This is a genomic window from Faecalibacterium prausnitzii, assembly GCF_003287495.1.
Taxonomy (GTDB): domain Bacteria; phylum Bacillota; class Clostridia; order Oscillospirales; family Ruminococcaceae; genus Faecalibacterium; species Faecalibacterium prausnitzii_I.
In genome coordinates this window covers 134,301-146,196 of sequence record NZ_PRLE01000002.1, presented here as the reverse complement: position 1 = coordinate 146,196, position 11,896 = coordinate 134,301, and the positions used below count along the sequence as shown (strand labels likewise).

The 11,896-nt window shown below is 60.2% G+C and carries 8 protein-coding genes; 7 read left to right on the top strand and 1 reads right to left on the bottom strand.

The annotated features are described in order from the left end of the window. Positions 1–40 precede the first annotated feature (40 nt). The 5 genes from C4N22_RS04210 to C4N22_RS04190 all read left to right on the top strand — a co-directional run bounded on the left by C4N22_RS04210 (position 41) and on the right by C4N22_RS04190 (position 7,519). A complete protein-coding gene (locus tag C4N22_RS04210; RefSeq protein WP_112148097.1) occupies positions 41–1,267 on the top strand; it encodes a class I SAM-dependent rRNA methyltransferase in 1,227 nt (408 codons plus the stop codon). Between the two features lie 277 nt (positions 1,268–1,544). Beyond that, positions 1,545–3,632 carry a glutamine synthetase III gene (locus tag C4N22_RS04205; RefSeq protein WP_112148096.1) on the top strand — a complete coding sequence of 696 codons (2,088 nt, stop codon included), beginning with the start codon at positions 1,545–1,547 and terminating at the stop codon, positions 3,630–3,632. A gap of 206 nt (positions 3,633–3,838) precedes the next feature. Further along, the gene (locus C4N22_RS04200) at positions 3,839–5,158 is read left to right on the top strand and encodes a glutamine synthetase family protein (protein ID WP_112115155.1); all 1,320 of its coding nucleotides are present in this window, start codon (positions 3,839–3,841) and stop codon (positions 5,156–5,158) included. 36 nt (positions 5,159–5,194) lie between these two features. After that, a complete protein-coding gene (locus C4N22_RS04195; protein WP_022256046.1) occupies positions 5,195–5,773 on the top strand; it encodes an ANTAR domain-containing response regulator in 579 nt (192 codons plus the stop codon). A 102-nt stretch (positions 5,774–5,875) separates the two neighbouring features. Continuing rightward, positions 5,876–7,519 carry a CTP synthase gene (locus tag C4N22_RS04190; RefSeq protein ID WP_112148095.1) on the top strand — a complete coding sequence of 548 codons (1,644 nt, stop codon included), beginning with the start codon at positions 5,876–5,878 and terminating at the stop codon, positions 7,517–7,519. A 132-nt stretch (positions 7,520–7,651) separates the two neighbouring features. On the opposite strand, the gene C4N22_RS04185 is transcribed toward C4N22_RS04190, so the two are convergent. After that, complete coding sequence (locus C4N22_RS04185) at positions 7,652–8,452, bottom strand: RICIN domain-containing protein (protein WP_112148094.1); 801 nt, start codon at positions 8,450–8,452, stop codon at positions 7,652–7,654. A 348-nt stretch (positions 8,453–8,800) separates the two neighbouring features. Here C4N22_RS04185 and C4N22_RS04180 point away from each other — a divergent pair, with 348 nt between their 5' ends. Together C4N22_RS04180 and C4N22_RS04175 are read left to right on the top strand one after the other, a co-directional pair. After that, positions 8,801–10,162, top strand: coding sequence for an MATE family efflux transporter (locus C4N22_RS04180; protein ID WP_112148093.1), 1,362 nt, complete (start codon positions 8,801–8,803; stop codon positions 10,160–10,162). 113 nt (positions 10,163–10,275) lie between these two features. Beyond that, positions 10,276–11,883: a DUF5046 domain-containing protein gene (locus C4N22_RS04175; RefSeq protein ID WP_112148092.1), complete on the top strand. Its 1,608-nt coding sequence runs from the start codon at positions 10,276–10,278 to the stop codon at positions 11,881–11,883. Positions 11,884–11,896 lie beyond the last annotated feature (13 nt).

The window sequence follows — 11,896 nt, the reverse complement described above, 5'->3', positions numbered from 1 at the left end:
TTCTAGCACAATTTTTCAGGATTATGAAGAGGTCGATCGAATGAAAGAACGCGCTTATCCCGTCTACCAAGTCAACAAACACGCCGAGGGCCTGCTGGTGGGCGGCCACCCCTGGGTGTACGAAAACGATATTACCGCCGCGCCGGAGACGCTCCCGGAAAACGGTACCCTGGCCGATGTGGTCAGCCCCAAGGGTGCTTACCTCGGCACGGGCTTTGTCTCCCACCACAGCAAGATCCGGGTGCGGCTCATCTCCCGCAACGCCAACGATACCTTTGACGCCAGCTTCTGGCGCCGCCGGGTGGAGTACGCCTGGGCCTACCGCAAGACCGTGCTGGAGCCCGCCGATCTTTCCGCCTGCCGGGTCATCTTTGGTGAGGCCGACCAGTTTCCGGGCCTGACGGTAGACCGCTTCAACAAGATCCTCGTCACCCAGACCCTGAGCGCGGGGATGGAAAAGCTCAAGCCCGTTCTCTTCCCCATCCTGGCGGAAGTCCTGCGGGCCGACGGCCAGACCATTGACGGCATCTATGAGCGGAATGACGAAGCCCTCCGCGCCAAGGAGGGGCTGGAGCAGAACAAGGGCTGGTTCGAGCTGTCCGGTGAGACCCACCCCGACTCCACCCAGACAGAGATCCGCGAGAACGGCGTGTATTACCACGTCGATTTTGAAAACGGCCAGAAGACCGGCTTCTTCCTGGACCAGAAATATAACCGCCGGGCCGTGGCCCGCATTGCCGCCGGGCACACCGTGCTGGACTGCTTTACCCACACCGGCAGCTTTGCGCTGAACGCCGCCATGGGCGGGGCGGCCCGGGTCACTGCCGCCGACATCAGCGCGGAGGCCATTGCCATGGCCCAGCGGAACGCCCAGCGCAATGGCCTGACCAACATGGATTTTCTCTGTGAGGATACCTTTGAGCTGCTGCCCCGGCTGGAAAAAGAGGGCCACCCCTACGATTTTATCATCCTGGACCCGCCCGCGTTCACCAAAGCCCGCCGCACGGTGGAAAACGCCATGCGGGGCTATAAGGAGATCAATTACCGTGCCATGAAGCTGCTGCCCCGCGGCGGCTACCTGGCCACGGCCAGCTGCTCCCACTTTGCCACCGAGGAGCTGTTTATCAAGATGCTGCGCGCCGCCGCGAAAGACGCGCACCGTCAGCTGCGCCAGATCGAAGTCCGGCAGCAGGCACCCGACCACCCCATCCTCTGGGGCGTACCCGAGACCAACTACTTAAAATTCTTCCTGTTCCAGGTTATTTAAGTAATACTTATTAAATAGAATCGCGTCTCACTTCGCAAAATCAAAGCGTTTGCTCCAAAAAACCAATTTTGGGTTTGGGCAAAATCGTCAGTTTTGTCAATTGCGTTTTAGCCCCCGGTGGGCTATAATCATCGCATAGACAGCAACGGCGCTGTGAGTCACCTCCTGACTCGCAGCGCCGTTTCGTTTCAGCAGAACACTGCTCTCATTTTCTCGTTCCTGAGAAAGTTTTTGCGGTATTTGAATGGAAATTAAGATCAAGTAAGGAGTAGGATTTATGGCAGCAAATGTTATGGAAATCTACGGCAGCAAGGTCTTTAACGAGCACGTTATGAAAGAACGCCTGCCCAGCGCCACCTATAAGAGTCTGGAAAAGACTCTGCACAAGGGTGCCCCGCTGGACATTGAGGTGGCCAACGTTGTGGCCAGCGTGATGAAGCGCTGGGCCATGGAGCTGGGCGCCACCCACTACACCCACTGGTTCCAGCCGCTGACCGGCATCACCAGTGAGAAGCACGATGGTTTCGTCAGCCCCGTGGGCGACGGCACCGCCATCATGGAGTTCTCCGGCAAGGAGCTGGTGCGCGGCGAGCCCGATGCTTCTTCGTTCCCTTCCGGCGGCCTGCGTGCCACCTGTGAGGCCCGCGGCTACACCGCATGGGACCCCACCAGCTACGCGTTCGTCAAGGACGATGTGCTCTGCATCCCCACCGCGTTCGTCAGCTACACCGGCGAGGCTCTGGATAAGAAGACCCCTCTGCTCCGCTCCATGAACGCGCTGTCCAATCAGGCCATCCGCATCCTGAAGCTCTTTGGCAAGGACGTGGATTACGTTTCCACCACTGTCGGCCCCGAGCAGGAATACTTCCTTATTAAAAAAGAGGACTACGAGGCACGCCAGGACCTGATCCTGACCGGCCGTACCCTGTTTGGTGCTCCCTCCGCCAAAGGCCAAGAGCTGGAAGAGCATTACTTCGGCGTCATCCGCCCCGAGGTCTCCGCGTTCATGAAAGAGCTGGACGAAGAGCTGTGGAAGCTGGGCGTTCCCGCCAAGACCAAGCACAACGAGGTTGCTCCCTGCCAGCATGAGCTGGCCCCCATCTTTGACACCACCAATGTTGCCATCGACCACAACCTGCTGACCATGGAGATGATGAAGAAGATCGCTCCCAAGTATGGTCTGGTCTGCCTGCAGCACGAGAAGCCCTTTGAGGGGGTCAACGGCTCCGGCAAGCACAACAACTGGTCCATGAGCACCCCCGCCGAGAACCTGCTGGATCCCGGTGACACCCCCATGGAGAACCTGCAGTTCCTGGTCTTCCTGGCTGCTGTCATCAAGGCCGTGGACGAGTATGCCGACCTGCTCCGCACCTCCGTGGCTACCCCGGGCAACGATCACCGTCTGGGTGCCAACGAGGCACCTCCGGCCATCATTTCCATCTTCGTGGGCGAGGAACTGGAAGCTGTCATCGACGCCATCGCTTCCGATTCTCCCTACGCCGGCCCTGTCAAGATGAAGATGGACCTGGGCGTGGACGTCCTGCCCAAGTTCAGCAAGGATACCACGGACCGCAACCGTACTTCTCCGTTCGCTTTCACCGGCAACAAGTTTGAGTTCCGTATGCCCGGCTCTGCCGAGAACCTGAGCGACTGCAACACCATCCTGAACACCGCTGTCGCCAAGGAGCTGAAAGGCTACGCCGACGAGCTGGAGGGGGCCGAGGACTTTACCAGCGCTGCCATCGCTCTGATCAAGCGCACCATCCGCGACCACCGCCGCGTCATCTTCAACGGCAACGGTTACACCGCCGAGTGGGAAGCCGAGGCGGAAAAGCGCGGTCTGCCCAACAAGAAGAACACCCCGGCTGCCCTGCCCGCCCTCATCGAGCCGAAGAACATCCAGCTCATGGAAGACTTTGGCGTCCTGACCAAGGTGGAGATGGAAAGCCGTTACGAAGTTGAGATGGAGCACTACTCCAAGATCATCAACATCGAAGCCCTGACCATGCTGGAGATGGCCCGCAAGCAGCTGCTGCCCGCTGTCAACTCCTACACGAGCGAGGTTGCCAACACGGCTGCCTCCAAGCTGGCCGTCAGCGAGGCCATCAGCGTCCGCAGCGAGACCAAGACCCTGCAGAAGCTCTCCGCCGACGCCGACGCCATGAGTGACGCCATCGACACCCTGCAGGCTGCCGTGGATGCAGCCAAGGCTCTGCCCACTGAGACCGAGAAAGCCGTTGCTTTCCACTCTGACGTCATCCCCGCCATGGACGCCCTGCGTGCCGCGGCAGACGATGCCGAGACCATCTGCGGCGAGGACTACTGGCCCCTGCCCAGCTACAGCAAGATGCTCTATTACGTCTGATTGTTTCGGTAATCCTGCATCGGTGAGGCTGTAAATAATCTGCCATTCTCCTTTTCCTATTTCTTACACCAGCCTAAAGACCTGCTTCCTGATCGAAGCAGGCCTTTAGGCGTTTTTGTGGGAAGTTTCAGCCTTTTCCAATTTCGTCAGCAAATACCATGATGATCCGCTGCGGGGCGTGGTTCTCTGCAGCGCGGAGGTGTGTTATGAGCTATACGACTCAGCAGGACGTGCTTGATTTTGTGGAGGACAACAACGTCAAATTCGTCCGCTTTGCGTTCTGTGATATCTTTGGCAACCAGAAAAACATTGCCGTGCTGGCCAGCGACCTGACCAAGGCCCTGGAGGACGGCGTCTGCTTTGACGGCAGTGCCATTGCCGGTTTTATGCATGTGGAGGAGAGCGACCTTGTCCTCCGCCCGGACCTGTCCACCATGTGCATCCTGCCCTGGCGTTCTACCGAGGGCCGGGTGATGCAGTTTTTCTGCGATGTGGAAAAGCCGGACAGCGCCCCCTTTGGCGGCAACTGCCGCGGCTTTCTGCGGGACATAAACCGCCGCTTCAAACGGCTGGGCCTGACCTGCAACGTGGGTGCCGAATGTGAGTTTTACCTGTTTGAAAACGACGACCATGGCCGCCCCACCCGGGTGCCCATTGATTTTGGCGGCTACTTTGATGTAGCCCCGCTGGACGCCGGTGAAAACCTGCGCCGGGACATCTGCCTGACCATGGAGCAGATGGGCATGGCCCCCCAGCACAGCCACCACGAGAACGGCAACGGCCAGAACGAGATCGACTGCCACTACGCAGGCCCCCTCAAGACCGCCGATAACGTGATGATGTTCAAGCAGATCGTCCGGGCGGTGGCCGCCAGCAACGGCCTGCACGCCAGTTTCCTGCCCAAGCCCCTGCCGGACCAGGCGGGCAGCGGCCTGCACATCAACCTTTCCCTCTCCATGGACGGCCACAACCTGTTTGAGGGCGACATTGCCCCGGACAGTATCCCGGGCAGCTTTATGGCGGGCGTGCTGGCCCACAGCCGGGAGCTGACCGCCTTTACCAACCCCCTGCCCAACAGCTACCTCCGCTTTGGCTGCGACGAGGCTCCCCGCTATGTGAGCTGGAGCCGCCAGAACCGCAGTCAGCTGGTGCGCATCCCCCAGGTGCGGGGCGACAACTGCCGCATGGAGCTGCGCAGCCCGGACCCCGCCTGCAACCCCTACCTTTCCATCGGCCTGATCCTGGCCGCCGGCCTGGATGGCATTGAGAACCGGATGGAGCTGCGCCCCCCTGTCAATAAAAACCTGTTCATCCCCTCCGAGGCCGTGGGCCTTGGGCTGGAGACCCTGCCCACCTCTCTGGAAGAGGCCGTGGAAGTGGCAAAGAACAGCGAGTTCCTGCACAAGTTCCTGCCGGAAGAGCTGGCCAAGCGGTATTATGCAGAGTCGCTCAAGCGCTGCGCTGCCCTGAAAAACGCGGCCGACCCGGCGGAATACGAACGCATCCACTACTTCAACGCGATATAATACCATGCACAAGCGTGTAAGAAAGGAGCAAGCAGGATGGGACGTGCTCTGATCGTCAGCGCCGGCGCAAGCTCCAACGAGTATCTGTGCGCCCGCCTGACGGAGTTGGGATATACCCGGCCCCTCATCGTGCCCAGCGGGGCGGAAGCTCGACGGCGGATGCTGGAATCGGACTTTGAGCTGATCGTCGTCAACGCGCCCCTGCCCGATGAGTTTGGCCACGACCTGTGCGCCACCGCGGTGGAAAAGACCGACGCAGGCGTGGTATTCCTCGTCAAAGCGGCGGCTGCCGAGCAGCTGCTGACCCCCATGAGCGAGCAGGGCGTGCTGCTGGTGTGCAAACCGTTTTCCAACACCCTGTTTCTGCAGGCCATCCACATGGCCGCGGCCAGCAACCACCGGCTGCAGGTGCTGCGGCAGGAGAATGCCCGGATGCAGGAAAAGCTGCAGCAGGTGCGTCTGGTCAGCCGGGCCAAGTGCTGCCTCATCGCGGAGCGTGGAATGAGCGAGGCCGAGGCACACCGCTACATTGAAAAGAATGCCATGGATACCCGGCGGGACCGGGCCGAGATCGCGCAGGAAATCCTTGATTCCTATGACCCATCGGGTGTATAATTCTGTGTTGTATGTTTTTGAGTGGGTGCGGGCTTTACGCAACGCGCACCCCTCCACCGGGAAAGTAAACCATATCAAACGTCCATTAGAGGAGGATATTTTATGGCAGAAAAACAGACCAAGTTTATTTTTGTCACCGGCGGCGTCGTCTCCGGCCTTGGCAAGGGCATTACGGCCGCTTCGCTGGGCCGCCTGCTCAAGTGCCGCGGCCTGAAAGTGGCCAGCCAGAAGCTGGACCCCTATGTCAACGTGGACCCGGGCACCATGAGCCCCCTGCAGCACGGCGAAGTCTTCGTCACCGATGACGGCACCGAGACCGACCTGGATCTGGGCCACTACGAGCGCTTCATTGACGAGAACCTGAACAAATACTCCAACCTGACCACCGGCAAGGTGTACTGGAACGTGCTGAACAAGGAGCGCCAGGGTGCCTACCTGGGCCAGACTGTCCAGATCATCCCCCACATCACCAACGAGATCAAGAGCTACATCTACAATCTGGCTTCTTCCACCGAGGCCGATGTGGTCATTACCGAGATCGGCGGTACCACCGGCGATATCGAGAGCCAGCCGTTCCTGGAGGCCATCCGCCAGGTAGGCCTGGAGCAGGGCCGGGACAACTGCTGCTACATCCATGTGGTGCTGGTGCCCTATATCTCCGGCTCCGATGAGTACAAATCCAAGCCGGCCCAGCACTCCGTCAAGGAGCTGCAGGGCATGGGCGTCAACCCGGACATCATCATCCTGCGGGCCGATGGCAACGTGGGCGGCGAGATCCGCCGCAAGATCAGCACGTTCTGCAACGTCAAGCCTGAGTGCGTCATCGAGAACCTGACGATGCCCAGCCTGTACCAGTGCCCGCTGATGCTCCACACCAACGGCCTGGACGACGTGGTGGTGGACAAGCTCAAGCTGGATGTTCCCCCTGCCGACCTGACCGAGTGGAAGCAGGTGGTCTCCCGCATTGCCACCCGCAGCAAGACCTGTACCATCGCACTGGTGGGCAAGTACGTCAAACTGCACGACGCTTACCTCTCCGTGATGGAAAGCCTCTACCACGCCGGCTTTGAGAACGACAGCCAGGTGGAGATCCGCTGGGTGGAGAGTGAGGACCTGACCGACCAGGCTGCCTGCAAGGAAGCCTTTGCCGACGTGGACGGCATCATCGTGCCCGGCGGCTTTGGCGACCGCGGCATCGAGGGCATGATCCAGGCCGCCCAGTATGCCCGGGAGAACAACGTGCCCTACTTTGGCATTTGCCTGGGTATGCAGATCATGGTGATGGAGTTTGCCCGCCATGTGCTGGGCTATGCCGACGCCAATTCCAGCGAGTTCACCCCCGATGGTGCCCACAATGTCATTGCCCTGATGGCCGATCAGAAAGGCAACATTCCCAAGGGCGGCACCATGCGTCTGGGCAAGTACCCCTGCAAGGTCCTGCCCGGCACCAAGATGGCTGAGTGCTACGGCGAGAGCGAGATCTGGGAGCGCCACCGTCACCGCTATGAGTTCAACAACGACTTCCGGGAGGAGATGCAGGCCAAGGGTCTGGTCATTTCCGGCACCAGCCCGGACGGCCGCCTGGTGGAGACCGTGGAGCTGCCCGGCCGTAACTTCCATCTGGGTGCTCAGTTCCACCCCGAGTTCAAGAGCCGTCCCAACCGCGCGCATCCCCTGTTCAAGGCATTCATTGCCGCAGCCCTCAAGTACCGCTCTGCGGAGCAGCGCAGCATGATGCACATGTAAAACCTCTCAGTCGCCTGCGGCGACAGCTCCCCTATCAGGGGAGCCCTTGGCAGACCGGGAAACTTTCCACAGAATAGACAAAGCCCGCTGTGAAATTTCACACAGCGGGCTTTGTTTTATGGAAGATTCAAATTACTTCTTCTTTGCGGAAGCCTTTTTGGCGGAAGCAGCCTTGCGGGCAGCGCGGCTGGTCTTCTTGGCCGCGGGCTTCTTGGCGGGTGCCTTGGCCGCAGGAGCAGCAGGCTTTTCCTCTGCCTTGGGAGCCTCCGCGGCGGGCTCTGCTTTCCCCTCAGCCTCAGCGGGCTTCTCCTCGGTCTTGGCCTCCTCCTTGACCTCGGGCTTCTCCTCCGCAGCGGGAGCGGCCACGGGCTCAGCAGCCTTTTCCTCTCCCACAGGAGCAGTCTCGGTCTTCACCGGCTCGGCAGCGGGAGCAGCCTCCACGGCGGGCTCTGCTTTCTTCACGGCGCGCTTTGCACGGTCCTTGACCTCTTCAATGGTCCACAGCTGGTCCTCGCCCGCGGTCTCCTGCCAGATCTGCAGGACAGCGCCATCGGCAGTGCCCATGCCCACAGTATCAATGCACTTGCCGCCGGCCCAGGAGGAGCGGAGACGGACGGTGCCCTGCGGGGTGTGCTCCATGGTCCACATCTGGGAGGTGCCGCCCACATCTTCCCACAGGTGCAGCCAGGTGCCGTTGGCGGTGCCGGTCATCATCAGGTCCATGAGCTTGCCGTTGGCACGGTTGCGGATACGGTAAACGCCGTCCCCCACCCGGATGAATGCCCACTCCTGCTCGGGCTTGTGGTCATACTTGCCCAGGCGGATGTCACCGCCGTCCTTTGCGTTCTCCACAGCCTGAATCACGCTGCCAGTCTTGGCAGCAATGGTATAAAAACGATCCGCCTCAATGACGGTCTGTGCAACAGATTTCATTGTAATTCCCTCCGTAAGGTATTCATTTTGTCCAAATTCCTTGGTTCTTCTTTGTTAAATTATACCACCAGCCGTGATTTTTCACAAGCAATTCGCCATTTGTTTAGCAGTTTTAACAAAATGTGTCCGTTTTTTGCGAATTTTGACATCCCAATAGAGAACTTTCCGTCCGTTTTTCCTCAAAATTTTCTCTCCCCCCACCATTCCAGTCCGCTATGGTTTTCGCCCTCGACAATTTTTCTTTTCCGCGCTATACTAGGAGTAGATTCGATTTCTGCCGCTCTTTGGCATTGCAAGAGCGGCTTTTCCATGCCGGAATGGCAGTTTGCACCGAAAGGAGTTTTGCCCATGCCCGCCAACGATCTCAGTCAGCAGCAGTACCATAAAATGACCGAGACGCCCATCCCCGGACTGATCCTGAGCCTTGCCGCCCCCACCATCCTGAGTATGCTCATCACCAGCATCTACAACCTGGCCGATACGTTTTTTGTCGGCCAGCTTTCCACCAGCGCTTCGGGCGCGGTGGGCATCGTTTCCAGCCTGATGGCCATTATCCAGGCGCTGGGCTTCATGTTCGGCCACGGGGCCGGCGGCATCATCAGCCGCAGCCTGGGCAACCAGGATACCCACGCGGCCACCAAATTTGCCTCCACCAGCTTTTTCACGGCCATGGCGGTGGGTGCCGTGCTGGCCGTGGGCGGCCTTGCCACCCTGCCCCGCTTTATGATGCTGCTGGGCAGCACGGACACCATCCTGCCCCACGCCAGTGCCTACGCCCGGCCCATCCTGTTTGCGGCCCCGCTGATGATGTCCAGCCTTGTGATGAACAACATCCTGCGGTATGAGGGCAAGGCCAGCTTTGCCATGATCGGCCTTGTGACGGGCGGCGTGCTCAACATCGTGCTGGACCCGCTCTTCATCTTTGTGTTCAAGATGGGCACCGGCGGCGCGGGCCTCGCCACGGCACTGAGCCAGTGCATCAGCTTCTGCATCCTGCTCTCCATGTTCCTGCGGGGCAAAACGGTCAGCCAGTTCCGCGTCACGGAGATCACCCGCACGCCTCGCGACTACCTGCTCATCTTTACCAACGGTGCCCCCAGCTTTGGCCGTCAGGGCCTGAACAGCATTGGCGGTATGCTGCTGAACATTGCCGCCCGCGAGTACGGCGACGCCGCCGTGGCGGGCATGAGCATCATCTCCCGCATCTTCCTGTTCATCCTGTCCGTCGCCATCGGCGTGGGCCAGGGCCTGCAGCCCGTGGCCGCGTTCAACTATGGTGCCAAAAAGTACCGCCGGGTACGGCAGGCCGCCATTTTCACGATCTTTGCGGCGTTCTGCTTTGTCTGCGTGCTCAATGTGGTCTGCTGGTGTAACAGCGAGACCCTGATCCACCTCTTCCGCGATGACCCGGAGGTGCTGGCCGTGGCCCTGCCCGCGTTCCGTTACCAGTGTCTGGCCATGTTTTTACAGCCCGTCATCGTGGTGGCCAACATGCTGTTCCAGAGCATCGGCAAATCCGGCCGGGCCACGTTCCTGGCCTGCTGCCGGCAGGGTGTCTGTTTCATCCCGCTCATCCTCACCCTGCCCCACCTGCTGGGCCTGCCGGGCATTGAGATGTGCCAGCCCATTGCCGACATGCTCACCTTTTTCATCTCGGTGCCGTTCCTGCTGCCGTTCCTCCACAAGCTGAACCGGATGGAAGAAGCCTGAGCTCCCCGTTGTCACCAAACTGTAACCAGACCCGGACGTTCCAATGCAATTGAACGGCCGGGTCTTTCGTATTATAATCAAATGGGAAAGTCAAATTTTAGGAGGAATCGCCCATGAAGACCACGCTGTTTCGCTTTGGCCGCACCGCCGCCTGCCTGACGCTGGCGGTTGCCCTGCTCACCGGCTGTTCCCTGCTGCCGGCGGCATCCCCCCGGAAAGACCCGATTCCCGTAGAACAGCCCAGCGACGCTTCCGCCGCTCTCGACGACGGCAAGCTGCGGATCCTGTATGATTCCAACGGCTCCACCGTCCTCTGCGGCAGCAAAGTCCTCCATGAGGGCCGGGGCGATGAGACCGTCGCACTGGTGTACGACCCTGCGGAGAGCGATATCCCCTATTACTGGGTGGCCTGGTCCGACAACAGCTCCCCCTCCGGCCGCCGCAGCGCCCTCTACGATAAGACCGGAGCCGAAGTGCTCACCTTTGAACAGGATCACAGCGTCACCCTCTCCGGGAATTATCTGGTGCTCAACCAGACCGACGCACTGGAATTTTCCTGCGATCATGCTGTCCAGCCAGGGGACTGCCGGGTCATCGACCTGACCACCCGGCAGGAGATCCCGTCTCCGGACACCGCCTACCAGTGCGTCGTCTCCAACGATCTGTTCGCCTTTACCTGCTATGAACGGCCCGAGACGCTGGCCGACGGCGAGTACGACGAGGACATGTACCAGCATGTGCGGATGGTGCTGCAGGACCGGGAGGGCAATCCCCTGCGGGAGGAAGACCGCTGCACGGCCACCAGCCTTTCCAACCAGAACAATACCAGCGGCATCCCCAGCGACTGGATCTTACTGGATTTCTACATGGATGGTTACCTCTCCCAGTCCTCCACCCTTTCCAACACGGTAACGGGGGAAGAGCTGGACGGCTTTGACCGGGTGTGCGGCAACGGCACCGCCAGCTTCCGGACGGAAGACGGCCAGTACCAGCTCATCGACCTGGCCAGCACCGAACAGAGCGAAGTCCTTGCCACCTTTGACCGCTCCGTCCTCTACCATGCTCCCGGGGCAGTGGTCTGCTGGAATGCTGGCAACGACTACCGCTACCAGTTCCACGACCTGACCACCGGGGAGATGAAACCCGTTTATAACGTGGACGCCGACGACAAGACCCTGGCCGTCTACGCCACCGACGGGACGCTCCGGGTCTACGACCGCACCACCGGCGCCATCCTCACCGATGTGAACGTGGACTCGGTCGAGAATCAGGATTCGGCCCGGGTGTGGGCTGTGGGGGAGGACTACGCGCTGGTGATGCTCTATCCGGCAGGAGACCATAGCAAGCCCACCATCCGGCTCTATGACGCACAGGGCCTTGTACGGCAGCTTACTATTTCCGCCTCCACGCCGGATGGCTATTACTATTTTGCGCCCCTCACCACCACAGACGGCCACGCCTATTTCCGCTACGGCTATGCAGGCCCCAACGGCAAAACCCTCTATGACGTACTGGACGAGAACGGGAACGCCGTCCTCAAAGGGCTGGCCCTCTGCTACAGCTATTATGGCGGCAACGGCCTCAATGACCTGCCCGCAGGCGCTTTCATGGCCCGAAAGGGCTTCTATTACGGCTGGATGACCCCAGACGGCCAGTGGCTCTACTGCCGCAGCATCTTTGCTTCCAGCACGGACGAACACGGCTATGGCGATCTGATCTGAACACAGGAGGTTT